Source organism: Streptococcus suis (assembly GCF_017601095.1).
In the GTDB taxonomy this organism is placed as follows: Bacteria; Bacillota; Bacilli; order Lactobacillales; family Streptococcaceae; genus Streptococcus; species Streptococcus suis_Z.
This window is the reverse complement of record NZ_JAGFUX010000003.1, coordinates 201,785-222,217: the sequence shown is the minus strand read 5'-3', so window position 1 is coordinate 222,217 and position 20,433 is coordinate 201,785. Positions and strand designations below refer to the sequence as shown.

The 20,433-nt window shown below is 43.5% G+C and carries 15 protein-coding genes; 10 read left to right on the top strand and 5 right to left on the bottom strand.

All coding sequences use genetic code 11. The features are described from left to right. Window position 1 precedes the first annotated feature (1 nt). The 6 genes from recN to J5566_RS03920 all read left to right on the top strand — a co-directional run bounded on the left by recN (window position 2) and on the right by J5566_RS03920 (window position 5,324). Window positions 2–1,663: a DNA repair protein RecN gene (gene recN, locus J5566_RS03945; protein ID WP_208562172.1), complete on the top strand. Its 1,662-nt coding sequence runs from the start codon at window positions 2–4 to the stop codon at window positions 1,661–1,663. A 104-nt stretch (window positions 1,664–1,767) separates the two neighbouring features. Further along, window positions 1,768–2,601 carry a DegV family protein gene (locus tag J5566_RS03940; protein ID WP_208562171.1) on the top strand — a complete coding sequence of 278 codons (834 nt, stop codon included), beginning with the start codon at window positions 1,768–1,770 and terminating at the stop codon, window positions 2,599–2,601. Beyond that, window positions 2,594–3,406, top strand: coding sequence for an SGNH/GDSL hydrolase family protein (locus J5566_RS03935; RefSeq protein WP_208562170.1), 813 nt, complete (start codon window positions 2,594–2,596; stop codon window positions 3,404–3,406). The genes J5566_RS03940 and J5566_RS03935 overlap by 8 nt, the downstream gene beginning before the upstream one ends. Continuing rightward, a complete protein-coding gene (locus tag J5566_RS03930; RefSeq protein WP_208562169.1) occupies window positions 3,378–3,971 on the top strand; it encodes a YpmS family protein in 594 nt (197 codons plus the stop codon). The genes J5566_RS03935 and J5566_RS03930 overlap by 29 nt, the downstream gene beginning before the upstream one ends. 90 nt (window positions 3,972–4,061) lie before the next feature. Continuing rightward, window positions 4,062–4,337 (top strand): HU family DNA-binding protein, encoded by a 276-nt coding sequence (locus J5566_RS03925; RefSeq protein ID WP_067086181.1) that lies wholly within the window; start codon window positions 4,062–4,064, stop codon window positions 4,335–4,337. 522 nt (window positions 4,338–4,859) lie between these two features. Next, window positions 4,860–5,324, top strand: a complete 465-nt coding sequence (locus J5566_RS03920; protein ID WP_208562168.1) for a GNAT family N-acetyltransferase — start codon at window positions 4,860–4,862, stop codon at window positions 5,322–5,324. 8 nt (window positions 5,325–5,332) lie between these two features. On the opposite strand, the gene J5566_RS03915 is transcribed toward J5566_RS03920, so the two are convergent. The 3 genes from J5566_RS03915 to J5566_RS03905 all read right to left on the bottom strand — a co-directional run bounded on the left by J5566_RS03915 (window position 5,333) and on the right by J5566_RS03905 (window position 9,040). Continuing rightward, the gene (locus tag J5566_RS03915) at window positions 5,333–6,604 is read right to left on the bottom strand and encodes a hydroxymethylglutaryl-CoA reductase, degradative (RefSeq protein WP_208562167.1); all 1,272 of its coding nucleotides are present in this window, start codon (window positions 6,602–6,604) and stop codon (window positions 5,333–5,335) included. A gap of 68 nt (window positions 6,605–6,672) precedes the next feature. Beyond that, window positions 6,673–7,827 carry a hydroxymethylglutaryl-CoA synthase gene (locus tag J5566_RS03910; RefSeq protein WP_208562166.1) on the bottom strand — a complete coding sequence of 385 codons (1,155 nt, stop codon included), beginning with the start codon at window positions 7,825–7,827 and terminating at the stop codon, window positions 6,673–6,675. Between the two features lie 28 nt (window positions 7,828–7,855). Continuing rightward, window positions 7,856–9,040, bottom strand: coding sequence for an acetyl-CoA C-acetyltransferase (locus J5566_RS03905; protein ID WP_208562165.1), 1,185 nt, complete (start codon window positions 9,038–9,040; stop codon window positions 7,856–7,858). Window positions 9,041–9,264: 224 nt separating this feature from the next. On the opposite strand from J5566_RS03905, the gene J5566_RS03900 reads away from it, so the two are divergent. The 4 genes from J5566_RS03900 to J5566_RS03885 all read left to right on the top strand — a co-directional run bounded on the left by J5566_RS03900 (window position 9,265) and on the right by J5566_RS03885 (window position 18,281). Next, window positions 9,265–9,951, top strand: coding sequence for a phosphoglycerate mutase (locus tag J5566_RS03900; RefSeq protein ID WP_172043934.1), 687 nt, complete (start codon window positions 9,265–9,267; stop codon window positions 9,949–9,951). A 727-nt stretch (window positions 9,952–10,678) separates the two neighbouring features. Continuing rightward, window positions 10,679–16,270: a discoidin domain-containing protein gene (locus J5566_RS03895; RefSeq protein ID WP_208562164.1), complete on the top strand. Its 5,592-nt coding sequence runs from the start codon at window positions 10,679–10,681 to the stop codon at window positions 16,268–16,270. Between the two features lie 65 nt (window positions 16,271–16,335). Then, on the top strand, window positions 16,336–16,719 hold the full coding sequence (gene gloA / locus J5566_RS03890; RefSeq protein ID WP_172043668.1) for a lactoylglutathione lyase: 384 nt from the start codon (window positions 16,336–16,338) through the stop codon (window positions 16,717–16,719). A 164-nt stretch (window positions 16,720–16,883) separates the two neighbouring features. Continuing rightward, entirely contained in the window at window positions 16,884–18,281 is a 1,398-nt protein-coding gene (locus J5566_RS03885) for a polysaccharide deacetylase family protein (protein ID WP_208562163.1), read from the top strand. Window positions 18,282–18,307: 26 nt separating this feature from the next. Here the strand turns inward: J5566_RS03885 and J5566_RS03880 are convergent, their stop codons facing one another. Further along, window positions 18,308–19,390, bottom strand: a complete 1,083-nt coding sequence (locus tag J5566_RS03880) for a DEAD/DEAH box helicase (protein WP_208562162.1) — start codon at window positions 19,388–19,390, stop codon at window positions 18,308–18,310. A gap of 36 nt (window positions 19,391–19,426) precedes the next feature. After that, on the bottom strand, window positions 19,427–20,407 hold the full coding sequence (locus J5566_RS03875) for a Gfo/Idh/MocA family protein (RefSeq protein ID WP_208562161.1): 981 nt from the start codon (window positions 20,405–20,407) through the stop codon (window positions 19,427–19,429). Between the last annotated feature and the right edge of the window lie 26 nt (window positions 20,408–20,433).

Below are 20,433 nucleotides of genomic sequence, written 5' to 3'. Positions count from 1 at the left end.
GATGTTACTAGATATTTCAATCAAGAACTTTGCCATAATTGAAGAAGTCTCCTTGACCTTTGACAAGGGGATGACCGTCCTAACAGGGGAGACAGGCGCTGGAAAATCGATCATCATCGACGCCATGAACCTGATGCTTGGAGCACGCGCGACGACAGATGTTATCCGCCACGGCTGTCCCAAAGCTGAAATCGAGGGTCTTTTTTCCTTGGAACAAAGCAGAGCCTTGGAGCAAGTATTGGAAGAACAGGGGATTGAGGTGACCGATGAGCTGATTATCCGTCGGGAAATCCTACAAAATGGCCGATCTGTCAGCCGAATCAATGGTCAATTGGTTAATTTGTCCGTCCTCAAACAAGTCGGCCAATTCTTAGTTGATATTCATGGCCAACATGACCAAGAAGAATTGATGAAGTTCCAGCACCATATCCGTTTATTGGATAGTTTTGGTGACCAAGCTTTTTGGGACTTGAAAACAGCTTACCAAGAGGCTTTTGAGTCCTATCGTACCATGCGCAAGCTAGTTCTTGAAAAACAGCGCAATGAATTAGAACACAAGGCCCGTATCGAGATGCTGGAGTACCAGATTGCTGAGATTGAGTCGGCAGAACTCAAGGCGGGTGAAGATAGCCAGCTCCAACAAGAACGTGACCGTCTTTTGAATCATAAGCAGATTGCAGATACATTGACCAATGCCTTTGTTCTATTGGACAACGAAGATTTTTCCAGCCTATCCAATCTTCGCTCTGCCATGAATGATTTACAAAGTTTGGAAGAATTTGACCAAGAATATAAAGAATTGTCTACAAATTTGACAGAGTCCTACTATGTTGTTGAAGAAGTGACCAAGCGTTTGGGAGACATCATCGACGATCTAGATTTTGATGGCAATCGTTTACTGCAACTGGAGCAACGTTTGGATGTGATTCACTCCATGACCAAGAAATATGGAGGCGACCTGGCCCATGTCTTGGACTATTTGGACAAGATTACAGAAGAATATAATCTTCTAACTGGTCGAAATCAAGGGGATCAAGATTTGGAAGGCCAATTAAAACATTTGGAAAAACAATTGGTTTCCTTGGCAGATCAGTTGCAACTAGCTAGACAAGGCTTGGCTAAGGAATTGGAAGCAGAAATTGCACAAGAGTTGAAAGACCTGTATATGGAAAAAGCTCGCTTTCAAGTGCAATTTTCCAAGGGTAAGTTTAACCGAGAAGGTAACCAAACAGTGGAATTCTACATCGCAACCAACCCTGGTGAAGACTTGAAACCCTTGGTAAAAGTAGCTTCTGGAGGAGAATTATCCCGACTGATGTTGGCCATAAAATCCGCTTTGGCTCGCAAGGAAGGAAAGACCGCAATTGTGTTCGACGAAGTTGATACGGGGGTATCTGGTCGAGTTGCTCAGGCTATCGCTCAAAAGATTTACAAGATTGGGCAATTTGGCCAAGTTTTGGCGATTTCCCACCTGCCTCAGGTAATTGCAATAGCGGACCACCAGTTCTTTATTGAAAAGGTTTCAGATCAAGAAAAGACAATTTCACGGGTTCGATTGTTGGAAAAGGAAGAGCGCATCGAAGAAATCGCAAAAATGCTTGCAGGCGACAGCGTATCTGCTGCAGCACGCGCACAAGCCAGAGAATTAGTCGAAAAAGGGTAGGGACACTGTCCTTTTTCTTTTAGGTCATTGTTGAAAAAATTCCAAATATTGGCCGAAATTTGATATAATAGATGTATTCATTGAAAAGAAAAGTAGGAAGTTGTATGTCACGAGTTAAAATTGTAACGGATTCAAGCACGACAATGGAAGAAAGCCTGTTGACAGAATTGGACATCACCCGGGTTCCCCTATCAGTTATGGTGGATGGAGTGGTGTATTCCGATGCGGATTTGTCAGAAGGCCAGTTTCTTCAATTGATGCGTCAAAGCAAGAATTTACCAAAAACCAGCCAACCTCCTGTTGGCTTGTTTGCAGAGACTTTTTCAGACTTAGCGAAGGATGGCAGTCAAATCATCGCTATCCATCTCTCTCACGCGCTTTCTGGAACTGTTGAAGCCGCTCGCCAAGGGGCTAGTCTTTCAGGTGCAGATGTAACGGTTATAGATTCAGGCTTTACAGACCAGGCAGCCAAATTCCAAGTAGTAGCAGCCGCAAAAATGGCACAGTCTGGAGCGAGCAAGGAAGAGATATTGGCTAAGCTAGAAGAAATCAAAGAAAAAACCCAATTGTTTATTGGGGTTTCAACCTTGGAAAACCTAGTCAAGGGGGGGCGTATCGGTCGAGTTACCGGTTTACTCAGCTCCCTGCTCAATATCCGTGTTATTATGGAGATGACCGACCATCAATTGAATCCAGTTGTCAAAGGTCGCGGAGCCAAAACCTTCAAAAAATGGCTGGATGAATTTAGCCAGAGCCTGTCCCAAAAGTCTGTTGCTGAGATTGGAATTTCCTATTCTGGTACACCTCAATTCGCACTAGAAATCAAGGAAAAACTAGCAGATAAGGTTTCTAGTCCGATTTCGGTTTTGGAAACAGGTTCCATCATCCAAACTCACACAGGCGAGGATGCTTGGGCTATCTTAGTGCGCTATGAATAGCCGGAAAATAATTGAAAACCTAGTAGTCTTTTTCATTAGTCTTCTAGGTTTTCTGCTATTATTTAACATTTTGGTTCCCAGTCGGGCTCCGCTTTTGTCCAAGGGGCAGGAAAAACTGACGCCGCCCAGTTTGACTTACCTGGCTTTGGGGGATTCTCTGACCGAGGGCGTTGGGGATGAAACTGGACAGGGAGGATTTGTCCCGCTCCTAGCCCAAGAATTGACCAATCGCTATGGCTATGATATCACCAGCTACAATCAAGGTGTTTCAGGAAATACCAGTTCGCAAATTTTGAAACGAATGGAAGAGGCCGATCTGGCCAAACAATTGGCAGCAGCGGACTTACTAACCCTGACTGTCGGTGGCAATGACTTGCGGAAGCTCTTAGTTGGACACTTAACGGATTTGGATGATCAGGTTGTAGCAAAAGGGATTCGGGACTATCAGAAACGCTTGTTGCAGTTGATTGAGACAGCACGCCAAGACAACCCTGACCTACCGATTTATGTTTTGGGACTTTATAACCCCTTTTTGGTCAATTTCCCAGATTTGGACCAATTGGACCAGTTGATTCGGGAGTGGAATCAAGCCACTCAGGAGACTCTAACTAGTCTTAAAGCTGTATACTATGTGGATATTTATCAGGATATGGTCGAGATTGACCAGGATCAGACCGAAGAGCTGAGTTTAGAAGACCTTTTGACCTCTGAAGATTACTTCCACCCTAGTCACACAGGTTATGAGGTCATAAAAAAAGTGATGATGGAGGAAATTGATGCAAGCAAAGAGCTATGGCAAGATTAATGTTTGGAAGTGGGCCTGTTTACTCTTACTAGCCTTTCAACTAGCCTTTGTATTGGTCATTTGGAAGCGAGTAACAACTGCGCGCGAAGAAATGACTAGCCAAACTATTTCGAGCCAAAATGGTGAAAAGGTGGGGCAATTTAGTACCTCGAAAGAAGAACTCAACCAACTGATGAATAGCTACTTGGAAGAGTATCAAGTAGAAGCTTTTTCCTATCAAGTCTATTTAAATTCTCAATTTCTACTATTTGAAGGAAGCTATCAATTTTTAGGTTCCAGTATCCCACTGTACATTTATTTCATACCTTCTAAACTTGAAAATGGGGATATATTATTAAAAGTTTCGGAAATTTCAGCAGGCACGCTTCCACTTCCTACAAAAGAAATTTTGAACTATATAGAAAAGAATTACAAACTTCCAACCTTTATTCAGGTCGATAAGGATAAGAATCAACTCGTTATCGCATTGAATCAGTTGGAAAATGATTTAGGTCTATTTGCCCGTGTAAACACCATTGATTTATTCAATGACCAAATCCTACTAGATCTCTATCGAAAAAGCTAGAATTGGCACTAAAAACTTGACCAAATCGAGATTTTTAGGTACTATATTAAGGTGAGTAATAACTCAGAAAATTATTGGAGGACTTAGCAAATGGCTAATAAACAAGATTTGATTGCAAAAGTTGCAGAAGCAACTTCATTGACTAAAAAAGACTCAGCAGCAGCAGTTGATGCAGTATTTGCAGCAGTAGCTGACTACCTTGCAGCTGGTGAAAAAGTACAATTGATCGGTTTCGGTAACTTTGAAGTTCGCGAACGCGCAGCTCGTAAAGGTCGTAACCCACAAACTGGTAAAGAAATCACAATCGCAGCATCAAAAGTTCCAGCATTCAAAGCTGGTAAAGCTCTCAAAGACGCTGTAAAATAATTCAGCATTAAAAAGCCTATTGTATCAACGTTTCTACGTTGTGCAGTAGGCTTTTTTCAGTGTTTTGGGGCTCCCAGAGTCAGGGGAGTGACTCTGGGAGGATGGAAATGAAGCAAAATCATTTTGCGTCAAAGAGTCAGGGGAGTGACTCTGGGAGGATGGAAATGAAGCAAAATCATTTTGCGTCAAAGAGTCAGGGGAGTGACTCTGGGAGATTGGAAATGAAGCAAAATCATTTTGCGTCAAAGAGTCAGGGGAGTGACTCCGGGAGATTGGAAATATAGCAAAAACTTTTTGCGTCAATAAGGGGCAAAACTTTAGTAGTTTTACATACCATCTATTTAATGTGAATCTTTGTTGTCAAGGACACATCAAAAAAACCAGCCTTGGTGGACTGATTTTTAAGGAGATTTATGAAAAATTTTAGGATACACTTATAGTATAATCGAATTTTCAGAATATTCATCGGTCTTTAGACCTATTTTGAATAAAATGCTATACTATCAACTAGGAGGAAGTAACATGATTCGTTTAGCAAGTCAGGCTGATATCTCAGTATTAATCGATCTCTTGCAAGATATTCTACAGGTTCATCATCAGGCACGTCCAGATATTTTTAAAAGTGCAGGGCAAAAATTTTCTGAGGAAGAATTAAGAGCGCTTTTGGACAATCCAGCAAAGCCAGTTTTTGTTTATGAAGTGGAGGGTCAAGTGGTTGGTCATCTTTTTTGCGAACTGATAACTGCGACAGGTGATGTTTTGGAACCGGTCAAAACCCTGTTCATTAATGATTTGTGTGTGGCGAGTGCTGCACGTGGTCAAAAAATCGGTGAGCAATTCTATGACTTTGCTCTTTCCTATGCCAAGGAGCAAGGTTGTCACAATCTGACCTTGGACGTATGGGCAGATAATGCGGGAGCCGTTCGATTCTACGAGCGCTTGGGTATGAAGTCCCAAAAGTTCCGTATGGAGCAAATCATCGACTAAAAAAGAGGTTATCCCTCCTTTTTATGTTGTCTCAAAATTTCCAATAGTTTTTGTGCAGTTTCAAGGTTGCTGTGTTTTTCCTGACGCAAGAGCTGGGCCAGTTGGTCCACTTCCTGCTCCTCTGCGCCAGCAAGGAGGGCAAGCGATTTGGCATGGAGTTTCATGTGTCCCGCCTGAATGCCAGAGGTGACTAGGGCACGCAGGGCTGCAAAGTTTTGACAGAGACCAACTGAAGCGATGATGGAGGCTAATTGGCGGGCCTTGGGCTGCTTGAGCAGGTCAAAAGCAACTGCCACCTTGGGATTGAGCCCAATCGAGCCACCTACTGTGGCGATAGGAAGAGGCAGGGTGATGGAGCCGACCAAGTGCTCCCTATCGATAGACCATGTAGAGAGTCCTTTGTAATACCCATCACGACTCGCAAAAGCATGTGCGCCGGCCTCAACTGCCCGCCAGTCATTTCCAGTCGCAATCACCACGGCATCGATACCGTTAAAAATCCCCTTGTTATGGGTAGCTGCTCGATAAGGGTCCACCTGGGCCAGCTTGCTAGCCAGGGCAATTTTTTGTGCAGTTTCTTGGGCAATAGCCGAGCTAGTTGCAAGGCTGGAGATGGAAAGACGACACTGGGCAGTGACCAGAGATTCGGTCGCATAGTTGGACAGAATCCCCATCAAGGCTTGTCCTTGACTGAGTTCTTCCAAGTCATCCTTAATGGCTTCAAGCATGTTATTAAGAATATTAGCACCCATGGCTTCTTGGACATCCACCTGAAGATAGACAATCAGAAACTCATCCTTACTTTCCACAGTCAGGTTACGAGCGCCACCTCCGCGTTTCACAATAGATGGATGGGCTTGATTGGCAGCTTCTAAAATACGAGCTTTTTGGTCGAGAATGACCTGTCTTGCTCTGCTATGGTCAGGAACATCAAAAAGTGCTACCTGCCCAATCATGATGCGGTTGTGGATGGTGGTTGTAAAACCGCCAGACCGAGCAATGATTTTTGCTCCGAACGAAGCAGCTGCAATCACAGATGGCTCTTCTGTTACCATAGGAACGGAGTAAATCTGATCATCCACAAGAAGTTCAGGTAGAACTGAGAAGGGGAGGGCAAAGGTTCCCAGATGGTTCTCAGCCATCTTGCCTGCAATGGATTCAGGAATATTGGCGTCATGATGAAGAATGTCCAAGCTCGTTTCTGACAGAGGTTTGTTTTGGTGGAGGATGTCAATTCGCTCTTGGCGTGATTTTTTATAGAATCCTGAGAATTGTGCCATGGTTTCCTCTTTCTAATTTCTAAAGAAAAGCGCCCTTGGTTGAGAGCCAAAGGGCGCCGTTTTGGCTTTTATTTACGATAAATCCGTTTGTGTTGGTCTACTTGAATGAGGGCGAAAGGTGCTGGATCTGTTGGGAGATCAACTGAAGTGCCTGTTTCATCAAGAGAAACTTCTTCAAAGAAGATGCGTTCGTATTCCTCGACACTGAGTTTGGTGCGCTGGTTGAGGTTTTCTAAGCGGTTTTCTTCCAACTGATTTTGGAATCCTTCTACCAGCTGACCACTGAAAATTTCACAGACAGCACCACTACCATAGCTATAAAATAGGATTTGATTCCCTGCCTCAAGCGCTCTGCTATTTTCCAAAAGGGAAAGGAGAGAGAGGAAGATGGAGCCTGTGTAGATGTTGCCGACAATCTTGTTATAGACGATGGCTTCTTGGAAGCGTTCTATCAAACGGTTGAGGGTCTTTTCATCTTTAGTAATGGCTTGCAGACCTTTGAGACCTTGTTTAGAGAAAGGAATGTGCAAGCACATGGCTGCAAAATCGTCAAGCGACTTACCCGTTTTTTGTTGGTAATAATCAAAGGTTGTGGTCAGGCAGTCAGTGTACTGTTTTGTTGAGAAGCGGCCATCAACGCGAGGATACTTGTCATAGTTTGGTCGCCAGAAGTCATAGATGTCACGTGTCTGGCAGACATTATCATTGTTGAGGACTAAAATTCGTGGGTTTGCAGTTACCAACATGGCAACTGCACCAGCACCTTGGGTAGGTTCACCGCCAGAAGCGACTCCATACTTTGCAATATCACTAGCGATGACCAGAACTTTTGAGTCTGGAAATTGAGCGATGTGGCTCTTGGCTAAACTAAGTCCAGCTGTGGCTCCGTAGCAGGCTTCCTTCATCTCGATGGAGCGAGCAAAGGGCTGGATGCCTAATAAACCATGAATAGATACAGCAGCGGCCTTGCTCTGGTCTACGCTTGACTCAGTTCCGACGATGACCATGTCAATAGTTTGTTTGTCTTCTTCTGTCAAGATAGCTGCAGCAGCTTGAGCTCCTAGTGAGACAATGTCTTGCGTGACGGGTGCAACAGCCATTTCTGACTGGAGAAGTCCGATTTTGTATTTATTGGGGTCAATGTTGCGGGCTAGGGCTAAATCAGCCAAATCTAAAACATAATCGGGTGCCGCAAAGCCGATTTTATCAATACCGATGTTCATACTTTATCCTTTGTTTACAAATGATTGTTTAAGGTTTTTGTGCATTGGAAACGATAAGGGAAATACCTTGACCGCCTCCGATACAGAGGGCACAAAGCCCCATCTCTTTGTTTTGCTTGTTGAGTTCATGGATCAGACTGACCAAGATTCGACTGCCGCTAGCTCCAATTGGATGACCTAGTGCAATGGCACCGCCGTTGACATTGACCTTGGCAGGGTCAATTCCTAATTGGTCAACAACTGGAATAGACTGGGCTGCAAAGGCTTCGTTTAGTTCGAATAAGTCAATGTCTTCAACAGTTTTACCAATCTTTTGAAGTGCCTTTTGGCTTGCAGTTACTGACCCCATTCCCATGAAAGCCGGATCTAGACCACTTGTAGCATAGCTTTCGATATGGGCAAGTGGTGTGATATTTAGCTCTTTAGCCTTGTCCTCAGACATAAGCACAAGGACTGCACATCCGTCATTGAGACCAGAAGCGTTGGCAGCAGTGACCGTTCCGTCTTTTTTGAAAGAAGGCCGTAAGGTCGCTAATTTTTCAAGAGGTGTTAGACGAGGGTACTCATCTGTGGCAAAAATAGTTTCACCCTTCCGATTTTTTAGCTTAATCGGAACAATTTCATCAACAAATCTATCATCAGCAATCGCTTTTGCAGCTTTTTCTTGGCTAGCGTATGCAAAGGCGTCTTGGGCTTCACGACTGATTTGATAGCGCTCAGCCACATTTTCAGCTGTAATGCCCATGTGGTAGTCATTGAAGGCGTCTGTCAGACCATCTGTCAACATGGAATCTTCTAGAGTAATATGACCAAACTTACTGCCAAATCGGCTGGATTTGGAGAGGTAGGCGGCCTGGCTCATGATTTCAATGCCTCCAGCAACAACGACATCGTTGTCACCTAGCATGATGGATTGGGCAGCTAGGAGGACTGATTTGAGACCTGATCCGCAAACCTTATTGACACAGTAGGCAGAAGTGGTTTCTGGAAGACCAGCTTTTAGGGCGATTTGACGGGCAATATTTTGCCCATGACCAGCTGAAAGGACATTGCCGAAAATCACTTCGTCAATGTCTTCATTTGGTATGTGTTTGGTATTGAGTGCGTGTTCAAGGACTTGTGCACCTAAATCAGCGATGTCAATGTCCTTGAGACTGCCTCCAAAACTACCGATTGCAGATCGGTAGGCTGAGACGATAGCAACTTTTTTCATGGGTACTCCTAACAATAGACTAGGAAATATTTCCAAATTTCTTTCATTCATTATACCATTTTTTTGGCAAAAACAAGGAAATAAAAATCAGTCTCAGGGCTGATTTTGGCGTGAAGAACATGTAAGCGTAATCAGAAATGGGAAAGACTAGCCTTTTTCTTGAAATTTGTGTAAAATAGAAAGGTAACAGAGGGAAACCTCAAAATAAAAAGGAGAATCCATTAATGGTAAAATTGGTTTTTGCTCGCCACGGTGAGTCTGAATGGAACAAAGCTAACCTTTTCACTGGTTGGGCTGATGTTGATTTGTCTGACAAAGGTACACAACAAGCGATCGACGCTGGTAAATTGATCAAAGAAGCAGGTATCGAGTTTGACCTTGCTTTCACATCAGTTTTGAAACGTGCGATTAAAACAACGAACTTGGCACTTGAGTCTGCGGACCAATTGTGGGTACCAGTTGAAAAATCATGGCGCTTGAACGAGCGTCACTACGGTGGTTTGACAGGTAAAAACAAGGCAGAAGCTGCAGAACAATTCGGTGATGAGCAAGTTCACATCTGGCGTCGTTCATACGATGTATTGCCTCCAGATATGGCAAAAGACGATGAGCACTCAGCACACACTGACCGTCGTTACGCTCACCTTGACTCAGCAGTTATTCCAGATGCTGAAAACTTGAAAGTAACGCTTGAGCGTGCTCTTCCATTCTGGGAAGATAAAATTGCTCCAGCTTTGAAAGACGGCAAAAACGTGTTTGTAGGTGCACACGGTAACTCCATCCGTGCCCTTGTAAAACACATCAAAGGCTTGTCTGATGACGAAATCATGGATGTGGAAATTCCAAACTTCCCACCACTTGTTTTCGAATTGGATGAAAACTTGAACATTGTAAAAGAATATTACCTATAAACGTTAGTAAGAAACGCCTGGGCTTGCCTCAGGTGTTTTTTTTTTGATTTGACAAGAAGTCGATTGGTCGAGGTAAAAATGAGGATTCCGTTAATAACAGACCTGATTGCTAGACACTCTAGTCTATCAATGTGCTAGAGTTGACAGGAAAGTTGAGAAGCAGTTCTGGGATTAGTGTTCGCTTGCTTTTACTCCACCCCTGAACATCGCATTTGGATCACTAGGATTGGGTTGAAAAGTTCAATAAAGGCTTTCGCATTCTCATGCTCGTTTAGAAGCTCTCTTTTGATAATGTCGAGGTAAAAATGAGGATTCAGTTAATAACAGACCTGATTGCTAGACACTCTAGTCTATCAATGTGCTAGAGTTGACAGGAAAGTTGAGAAGCAGTTCTGGGATTAGTGTTCGCTTGCTTTTACTCCACCCCTGAACATCGCATTTGGATCACTAGGATTGGGTTGAAAAGTTCAATAAAGGCTTTCGCTTTCTCATGCTCGTTTAGAAGCTCTCTTTTGATAATAAGGAGGTCTGCTTGTATCAGCTTGTCATCTATTTTCAAAAAGGCTCTGTTTACTTATATAGACAGAGTTTTTTACTAATTTAGATTGCTTGATAAAAGATGATGAAATCTTTTGTAAAAAATATATACATATATTGAATAAATTGTAAAAATTTAGTATAGTATGATTGAGAGAATTCTACACATTTTTCAAATGAGGAGGAACAAATGAATAAACAATCCAAATATCTTTTTGATAAGCGCTATCGTTTTTCGATTCGGCGTCTAGCTGTTGGTGTGGCTTCTGTCGCGATTGGTTGTAGTCTGTTCGGTGGTCAGTCAGTTTTGGCAGAGACGGGCCTTGAGTTAGATGATACTATCAGTAACCAATTATCTCCTGAGGAGGCTTCAGGAGAGTCGATAGTGGGCGAAGTTGCTGAAGAAGTCGGTGGAGTAGGAACGGACAGTTCGCCAGTAGCAAACCTAGAAGGAGAAACTGGAGAAGTTGCTGAAGGAACTGAATCCATAGAATCAGAGGTACCTGTTTTGTCAGAGAACTCTATAGTTGGTTCAGACAATTTTGAAAGTGACTCTGCAGTTGAGCGTATGGAGTTTTCCCCTGCGAATCAGCCTGCTGCAGTTAGTCCTTCTCCAACTACAGAACTGCCCAGTCATCAAGCGGATGCTAGTTTTTCAAAACCAGCTTCTGCAGTTGGTGCCATCACAGGATTGACTTTTGATAATGGTATCGCGACCATTCGCTACCAAACAGGTGAACAAGCTCAGGTCAGCCTCTATAACGACCATGTTTTCCGTTATTATATTGATAAAACTGGTGATTTCCTAGAGCATCCAGCACCAAGTCGGGAAGACCGCCCTGCGACTATTACGGTGAAATCTTTGGAAGCCTATCGTCAAGACTATCAACAGGTTGGTCGGATGCTAGAGGAAGAAAATCGTTACATTCTTGAAACAGAAAAAATCTGGATTGTCTTTGATAAGGCAACGGCTCGCATGTCCGTTTTTGACCGACTTGCCAACAAATACGTTACTAAGGAAGTTTTACCTGTCCAAATCACTCCAACACAGACTAGTCAAGTATTGAGCCAGGATGAAAATGAGTTCTTCTTTGGTGGAGGCATGCAGAATGGACGCTTTAGTCATAAGGGCCAAAAGATTAATATTGTCAACGAAAACAACTGGGTTGATGGTGGGGTAGCTTCACCAAGTCCATTCTACTGGTCCACAAATGGCTACGGTGTTTTACGTAACACCTTCCAACGTGGTTTCTATGATTTTGGAACGGAACAGTCAGACCAGGTTGAGGCCAAGCACCTTGAAGGGCGCTTTGATGCCTATTTCTTCATCAATAGCAGTCCAACTGCCATTATCAAAGACTACCAGGAATTGACAGGAGCACCAGTTGTTTTGCCTGAATATGCTCTTTACCTGGGACACTTAAATGCCTACAACCGAGATTACTGGGTGGAAGTCGCTGAAGGAACACGTGGAGCCATAAAGCTGGGGGATAAGTGGTATCGTGAATACCAGCCACAACATTTGCCAGAAGCCGATCGGCCAAATGCAGTCAAGGAAACATTAAATGGAGAAGGCACTAGCTATCCTTTCTCAGCCAAGGCTGTTATCGATCGCTATGAAGAGCAGAATATGCCGCTTGCCTGGTTCCTGCCAAACGATGGCTATGGTGCAGGTTATGGCCAAACAGATAGTCTGGATGGCAATATTGCCAATTTGAAAAAATTTGTGGACTATGCCAAATCAAAAGGTATTCAAGTTGGTCTTTGGACTCAGTCAGACCTTGTTGATACCAATCCAAGTAAGGAAGTTGTTCTTCATCGTGATATCGATAAGGAAGTAACGGATGCAGGGATTCGGGCAATTAAGACAGACGTTGCCTGGGTTGGTCCTGGTTATTCCTTTGGCTTGAACGGGATTGACGAAGGTGCCAAACGTATTACCCAGGGAAGTGGCGCTGAGCAGGCTCGTCCATTTATCGTCACCTTGGATGGTTGGGGCGGTACTCAGCGGAGTGCGGCCATTTGGAGTGGTGACCAGTCTGGTGGGGAATGGGAGTACATTCGTTTCCACATTCCGACCTATATTGGCTTAGGCTTGTCAGGAAATCCAAACATTGGTTCGGATATGGATGGAATATTTGGTGGTGCAGATCCGATTATCAATGCCCGTGATTACCAATGGAAAATATTCACTTCCATCTTGATGAACATGGATGGCTGGGGTGCGAAACCAAAAACACCATTCTCTTTTGATGATCGAACAACCGATATTAACCGTATCTCCCTCAAACAAAAATCAACCCTTATGCCTTATGCTTATTCCTTGGGTCACGAGGCGAGGGAAACAGGGAAGCCAATCGTGCGTGCTATGTTTATAGAATTCCCTGACGAGGTCATCAACTATGGCAAGGATGTTCAGTATCAGTATATGTATGGGGCGAACTTATTAGTAGCACCTGTTTATAAGAATACAGCCATGCAGGCAAATGGCGATGACATCCGCAATAATATCTACCTACCAGGTGGAGAGGATCAGGAGTGGATTGACTGGTATTCAGGTCAAAAATATAAGGGAGGTCAGGTCTTAAATGGCTTTGCAGCTCCGCTTTGGAAAGCTCCAGTATTTGTCAGAAATGGTGCCATCATTCCAATGACTGATGCCAACAATAATCCAGGTGAGATTGACCGGACTAAGCGCTTGATACAATTCTATCCGCATGGGGATTCCAGCTTCACCCTCTTTGAAGACGACGGCAAGAGCGTTGGCTATCAGACGGGTCAATTGGCTAAAACTGAGATAAGCAGTCAGGCTGGTGATTCCAATGAAAAAGGCAGAGCAGTCTTGACAATTGGGGCAACAGAAGGTAGCTTCTCAGGATTTATCAAGGAAAAAACAACTGAGCTTCATGTCAATGTTTCAGAAGATGTAGATGCTGTGACTGTTCGCGTGGGCAATCAAAATGTGCCCCTTAGACGTGTAAATAGCTTGGCAGAGTATGAAGCAGGCAATGATGTTTTCTACTATCATGCCAACCCATTGATGGCAACTTACAATCCAAAGAGTGCAGAAATTCAAAATCTTCGAGTGGAAATGAATGACCTCTTGAAGATTAAGTTGGCAGCTCGAGACGTTACCCAGGCAGCAGTTGTTGTTACGATTGACGGCTTTGTCCATCAAAATTCAGTTACTCAAGTGCCGGCAGACTTACAAGTTCCAACGATACCAACTGGTCTTACTGCACCAGAGGAAGGGATTTCAGCAAGCTCGATCCGCCTCCAATGGACAGGGGTAGAAGGGGCAAGTTCATACGATATATTACGAGATGGAACTCTCTTTACAGGGATTACTGGCACCAACTTTACCTTTGATGATTTCGCTTACGGCAGTGAACATAGTTTCAAAATCCGTGCCGTTAATGCCAAAGGAGCGTCAGCTTGGTCCCAAGAATTGCGCGTAGCAACCAATGAAGATCCGTGGAGCGATGCTATCGAAGGCATACAGTCAACTACCAACATCACACCTCAGAGTGGTCAGGGCTTGGACAAATTATTTGATAAGCAAGTTGGTCACCAATTCCACAGCCAATGGGGTGAAGCAGTATCCTTCCCAGCGACCATTAACATGGACCTTGGTGGGACCTATGAAGTGGACCGTATTGAATACTACCCACGCAATGATACTGGCGCAAATGGTCGGATAACGAAAGCCTACTTTGAAGTCAGTGAAGACGGTGTAAACTGGACTACAGATGAGTATTACTCTGTTTGGGCAAATGATAATAAGACCAAGACCTATAAATTTGCAGTTCCGCGCGTGCGCTATATTCGGATGCATATTGCAGAGGGGGTAAATAACTTTGTATCAGGTGAGGAATTACTGGTCTTCAAAAAACCAGGCAGCCGCATGTTGATTCCAGGTGATATTAGCAATGACGGCCGCATTTCAGACGACGATAAGACCTCCTTCTTGAATTACACTGGCTTGCGGACGGAAGACAATGACTTTGGCTATATCAGTCATGCAGACTCTAATAAAAATGGTCTAATAGATGCCTACGATATTAGTGTGGCAGCTGTTCAATTGGAGGGAGGCATTGCCACACCTTCTCAAAGTAATCCTGCAGGTCGGACTTATCTGACGGCTGACAATCTAAATTTGACAGCTGGTCAGACAACCACCATCCGTTTGATGGCTGCAGACTTGGAAGCTGTCAATGCCTTGACGAGCACTGTGATGATCGATGGCAGTCAGTTTGAAGTGGTCGGTCAAGTAACAGCCAACCAAACCTTTACTAAAGAAGCTGAAAACTTCTCTTATGTCCGTACTCGTGGTAACCAGTCTAACATTGTCTTTAGCTTTGTTAACTTTGGTGACAAGCCACAATTGACAGGAAGTGGAGAAATTGGCCGCATTACCCTCAAAGCCTTGGTAGATGGTCCACTTAATCTGACCATGCAAGATGGTATTTTAGTCAGCAATGGTCTTCGAATCAAGGAAATTTCAGATTCAGCAATTCGTCAGGCGGTGAATTTCACAGCTGTTCCAACAGTGCCGAGTTCGGTTCAAGCCAACCGCATAACAAGTGGTAGTGCGACCCTGACTTGGACTGGGGACAACCAGGCCTTTGAATACCTGATTGAGCAAGAGACGGCAGATGGTTTTGTCTCCGTTGGTCAGACTGATCAGACTAGCTTTACTGTCTACAATCTGGCACCTGAAAGCAACTACAGTTTCCGAGTGAAGGCTAAAAATATCCTTGGTACCTCTGAGGCGTCTCAAGTAGTTACTCTTACAACTCTTGTTAAGGATTCTGCAAGAAAAATTCCGATAATCCTTGCGACTACTCCGATTGCCGATCAGGAAGGAACTGGATTGACAAACTTCATCGATGGAAACGATACAACACTTTACCATAGTTCTTGGGCAAATCGTCAAGCTGTTCCTAGTCACCTTGTTCTTGATTTAGGGCAAGAAAAAGATGTTGATCACATTCTTTATCGTCCTCGTAACAATGCTGGAAATGGTACGATTACTAGTGTGAAACTATCCATCAGTATTGACGGAGAAGAGTGGACAGAAGTAACGGCACCGATAGCTTGGTCAATTAATAACACGGAAAAAGTGGCTCTTCTGCCAGAAGGAAGTAAGGCTCGATATATCAAGGTTGATTGGTTATCAAGTGTTGGTGGATTTGTATCTGGAAAAGAGATTTCGGTCTATGGACCAGAAGTTTCACCTATCCAACCAGAGCAACCAACTGAACCAGAAATCCCTGTTCAACCAGACCAGCCAACTGAACCAGAAATCCCTGTTCAGCCAGAGCAACCAACTGACCCAGAAACCCCTGTTCAGCCAGGGCAACCAGCTGAACCAGAAACCCCTGTTCAGCCAGAGCAACCAACTGAACCAGAAACCCCTGTCCAGCCAGAGCAACCTATCGAAGAATTGGTGACCGCCGTTCCTGATACTGCTCCAACAGCAGAAGTTTTACCACTTGGACATATTTCCATTAATGGAGAAGGGTTACTGACCCCTGAAAAACCACTTGGTCATCTCAGTGTAAACGGTCCAGGCCTATTGACGGCTGAAAAACCACTTGGTAGCTTGCCAGATAAAGGGGAGAAGAAGCTGATTGCTACTGCCTCTCAAACACCAGCAACATCGGATAGCCAAATCCTTCCGAAGACTGGTCAAACAGATTCGGTGGCTTCAACCTTAGTAGGTCTTGGTTTCCTTGGTTTGACAGGATTATGCCTAGCTAAGAAGCGAAAAGAGCAGTAATACAAAAGTGCTGCCAATGGAAGTTTTTTCCTAACTGTGCTATACTCGAAAAAAGGAGGTAGCAAATGGCAAGTAAAAAAATGTTACACGCTTGTTTGCGTGTGGAAAATCTCGAAGCATCTCAACGCTTCTACGAAGAAGGCTTTGGTTTCAAGGAAACCCGCCGTAAGGACTATCCAGACCATCAATTTACCCTGGTGTATTTGGCGCTTGAAGGGGATTCATTTGAAATCGAATTGACATACAACTACGGTCATGGACCTTATACAGTTGGTGACGGCTTCTCACACCTGGCTCTCTCGTCAGATGATCTAGAAGGGGATAATCAAAAACACAAGGACTTGGGTTATCCAACGACAGACATCAAGGGACTACCAGGAAGCCCTGGACGCTATTATTTCGTAACGGATCCAGATGGCTACCGTGTCGAGGTTATCCGTGCAGACTAGAAAAAAACCTACTCAGATGAGTAGGTTTTTTGTGAGGAAATTGCGGAAAAATATCTGAAAAAGGTAGCTATTTTTTTCAAAAAAACTACCAAATCTTAGTTGAGACTTCCTCAAATATTTGATAGAATAGTAGTTAAGATATTCACAAAAATGAGGGGATTAGAATGAGAAAAACAGTTATCTTAGCTGTAATCAATGTTATATTAGTGGCTTGTATAGTCATTTTAGGGTTTAAAACCTTTCAACTTTACCAATATCATACATGGGATCAATTTATTCAACAGCAGGAAAATCAACTAAAAAAACAGGATAATCCCCATATTCAGAAAGGAAAAATTGGTACTACAATTGTATCGGCGGCCATTCCTAAGAATGAAGCTGGGCAGCCTTTGGAAACAGTGAGAACAAAAATAGAAGCTTATGTCCAAGGAAAATTGGGCAAGCAAGCTGGAAAGAAAGGAATTTCAGACTATATAGAGGTACGTTCAACGAGTCAAACTTCTGATTTTCCAACAGTGACAAAGCATGTCATACATTGTAATCACTACCGGATGGATGGAACGAATATTAGATCAAAACATGTTGAAGAGGTCGGACAGGTTTTGTTGACAGCCCAAGCAGAACCGTTTGATTTGTCTGATTTGGTAACGGATGTGGAAACACTCCGTCCTTTATTTGAGGGAGTTCTGTCCGAGAACTTGGATCAAATTGGAGTTGTTGCGACAGAAAAAGCAAAAATTTTGCAGGAATTTCAATCTGCAGACCTCACCCAGTTTACACTTTCTTACTCGGATAGCCAGATTTTCTTACTACTACCCAAAGAAACTTATTTGGTCGAGCAGATTGGGCTACCGATTTCTAGCTATTTCCCTGTGGTCAATAGTCAGTATTTGACTGGTCAGGACCTTGAAAATTATCAGACCTATCTTGCCGAAGAAAAAGCTAGGCTAAATAGCAATATGATTGCCTTGACATTTGATGATGGACCAAATCCAGCCACAACACCGCTTGTTTTAGATATCTTGAAAAAATACCAGGTCAAGGCAACCTTCTTTGTCTTAGGACAGTCTGTCGCAGGAAATGAAGCAATTCTGCAAAGAATGGTAGCAGAAGGGCATGAGATTGCCAACCATTCTTGGAGCCATCCAAACTTGACGAATCTTTCTGCTACAGATGTAGCAGCAGAAATCCAACAAACACAATCAGCTATCGAAGCAGCTGTTGGCTTTAAGCCGAGCCTGATGCGACCTCCTTATGGTGCAATCAATGCAACGACCATGGCTTCTATTCAGATGCCGATCATTAACTGGTCAATTGATTCAAAGGATTGGCAGTCACGGAATGCTACAAGCATATTAAAAGAAGTTCAGGCACAAGCCCATCCAGGTGGTGTGCTCTTGTTGCACGATATCCACCAATCAACAGTCGATTGCTTAGATGGAGTCTTATCTTACTTGCTAAGCAAGGGGTATACGATTGGAACTGCAAGCCAGGTTTTAGGAGATCAGCTAAGCAGCCAACGTATCTATTATTCAAAAGATAATTCTCTTGTAGCACAATAAAATAAGAGGCTAGTTTTACTAGCCTCTTATTTTTTAAATAGTTGTTGGTTTTTTAGTTCGACTTCTTGGACCGAAGCAAATTTTTTCAGTTGTTGGAGTTCATAGTTACTTGTGACCATGGTGATGACCATACCGTCTTTGCCCATTCGGCCCGTTCGCCCAGCTCGGTGGGTGTAGCTAGCCTTGTCAAAAGGGATGTCATAGTTTAAAACACATTCTAAGTTTTCGATATCAATCCCACGTGCTACCAAGTCAGTTGCTAAGAGGAGATGCAATTGTCCCTGTTTGAAACGTTCCAAGATAACTTTGCGGAATTTCACATTGACATCTGATGCCAAGGAAATGACATTGGCTTGATGGAATTGGAGCCGCTCTTCACTGGCACCCAAGTCTGATAATTGATTAAAAAAAGTTAGGGCTCGAAAATCAGGAAGGTTGGCAAACTTACGCAATAAGTTTAGGCGATCACGTTTTTCGACCATGATGTAGTAGTGGTCGATGGTAGAAGTTTCTGATTTTGTGACATCAATGGTGACGGTACCTGCCGCCAATTTCCTTGGGTCAAACTTGCTGGTTGCACTCAGGTAAATAAATTGGTAGTTCTTTGGAACATAGTGGCTGATTTTCTCCACGAAATGATAATGAGAATCGCTGAATAATTCATCGAATTCATCTAAGACGATAGTTTCAACGTTCATCATTTTGATTTTTTTGAGTTTAATCAGCTCAAATATACGACCTGGTGTGCCAATCAGGATTTCAGGTCCTTTCTTTAAACGCTCAATCTGGCGTTTTTGACTGGAACCAGATAAAAAGAGCTGACAGGTCAAGCCAAGGCTTTCTCCCCAGGTTTTACAGACATCGAACAACTGCCCCGCTAATTCTGTATTTGGCGCAAGTATGAGCAATTGTTGGGCTTTTTTAGGCTTTAGCTTTAAGAGACAAGGCCAGAGATAAGCTAAGGTTTTTCCAGAACCTGTTGGGCTAAGTGCTAGTACGTTTTTTCCTTCGGAAATTGGAGCAAAAATAGCCTCTTGAATGGGGGTAAAGTCTTGAAATTGAAGCTCTTCCATCTGAGTGGTCCAGCTTGTTGGAAAATGTGATTTCATGGTTATGAGATGGACAAGGTCCATTCCTTTCTGTGCTTAAATAGGGTCGGAAGAAAAGTGGATGCCAGCTACTTTACGCATTTCATACAAGGCTTGATGGACAGCTCCAGCTCGTTGGATCAGGCTATCAGCCAAGGTTTGGTCGCTAGTTTCAATGATATGGATAAAGCTAAGGCATTCTTCTAACATGTTATTGGAAGGGGCTTGAATGTCCAAGTCAATATGGCTTCCATCATGGTAGTAGAAGGTAGCCTTCTGAATATGTTGGCAGCTATCTAGTACCAAAGTTCCCTTGTCCGTGTAGATTTCATTTGCAAGGGTGCTAGTCAGATTTTTTCCAGCAAAGATCCCCACTTGAAAGTGGCCATAGTCCAAGTGCCCAAATCCATTGAGGTCAACAGTATTAGGGAGTTGCTGAGCATGATAAGTGACTTTTTGTGCAGGACCAAAGAGGGTCACGCTAGCATATAAGGCATAGACACCAAGGTCCATCAAGGCCCCGCCAGCCATCTTTTCGGAAAAGATATTGGGGTCTGTTCCAGCTAGTAATTCAGGCATCTTTGAGGAATACTTGGCATAAGAAAACTGAGCGCCTAAAATAGTATGTTTTTGTAAGAATTCGCTAATGGATTCGAAGGCTGCTTCATAGGTGTTGCGAGCAGCTTCGAGGAGGAAGACCTTGTTTTCTTTAGCAATTCGAAGGAGATCGGAAAATTGGTCAGGATGGCAAACCATGGGCTTTTCGACGATAGCATGCTTTCCTGCTAGAAGGACAGCCTTAGCTTGCTCGTAATGCAAAGCATTTGGGCTTGCGATGTAGATGGCATCTAGATCCTGGGCTAAAAATTCCTGCCAATCTGCGAAAGCTTGCGCAGATTGAAAAGGTGCGGCAAACTCTTTGGCTCTATCTAATTGTCTTGAAAAAACAGCAGACAATTGAAATTTTTGGGTGGAATGTGCGGTTTCTATAAACTTTTGACTGATAAATGAGCTACCAATGACACCAAAACTGATCATATTTTCTCTTTTCCTTGTATTATTCT

What these genes read in the sequence shown, in the direction of transcription:
- recN (WP_208562172.1), top strand. Translation starts at nt 2, where the DNA reads ATGTTACTAGATATTTCAATCAAGAACTTTGCCATAATTGAAGAAGTC.
- J5566_RS03940 (WP_208562171.1), top strand. Translation starts at nt 1,768, where the DNA reads ATGTCACGAGTTAAAATTGTAACGGATTCAAGCACGACAATGGAAGAA.
- J5566_RS03935 (WP_208562170.1), top strand. Translation starts at nt 2,594, where the DNA reads ATGAATAGCCGGAAAATAATTGAAAACCTAGTAGTCTTTTTCATTAGT.
- J5566_RS03930 (WP_208562169.1), top strand. Translation starts at nt 3,378, where the DNA reads ATGCAAGCAAAGAGCTATGGCAAGATTAATGTTTGGAAGTGGGCCTGT.
- J5566_RS03925 (WP_067086181.1), top strand. Translation starts at nt 4,062, where the DNA reads ATGGCTAATAAACAAGATTTGATTGCAAAAGTTGCAGAAGCAACTTCA.
- J5566_RS03920 (WP_208562168.1), top strand. Translation starts at nt 4,860, where the DNA reads ATGATTCGTTTAGCAAGTCAGGCTGATATCTCAGTATTAATCGATCTC.
- J5566_RS03915 (WP_208562167.1), bottom strand. Translation starts at nt 6,604, where the DNA reads ATGGCACAATTCTCAGGATTCTATAAAAAATCACGCCAAGAGCGAATT.
- J5566_RS03910 (WP_208562166.1), bottom strand. Translation starts at nt 7,827, where the DNA reads ATGAACATCGGTATTGATAAAATCGGCTTTGCGGCACCCGATTATGTT.
- J5566_RS03905 (WP_208562165.1), bottom strand. Translation starts at nt 9,040, where the DNA reads ATGAAAAAAGTTGCTATCGTCTCAGCCTACCGATCTGCAATCGGTAGT.
- J5566_RS03900 (WP_172043934.1), top strand. Translation starts at nt 9,265, where the DNA reads ATGGTAAAATTGGTTTTTGCTCGCCACGGTGAGTCTGAATGGAACAAA.
- J5566_RS03895 (WP_208562164.1), top strand. Translation starts at nt 10,679, where the DNA reads ATGAATAAACAATCCAAATATCTTTTTGATAAGCGCTATCGTTTTTCG.
- gloA (WP_172043668.1), top strand. Translation starts at nt 16,336, where the DNA reads ATGGCAAGTAAAAAAATGTTACACGCTTGTTTGCGTGTGGAAAATCTC.
- J5566_RS03885 (WP_208562163.1), top strand. Translation starts at nt 16,884, where the DNA reads ATGAGAAAAACAGTTATCTTAGCTGTAATCAATGTTATATTAGTGGCT.
- J5566_RS03880 (WP_208562162.1), bottom strand. Translation starts at nt 19,390, where the DNA reads ATGAAATCACATTTTCCAACAAGCTGGACCACTCAGATGGAAGAGCTT.
- J5566_RS03875 (WP_208562161.1), bottom strand. Translation starts at nt 20,407, where the DNA reads ATGATCAGTTTTGGTGTCATTGGTAGCTCATTTATCAGTCAAAAGTTT.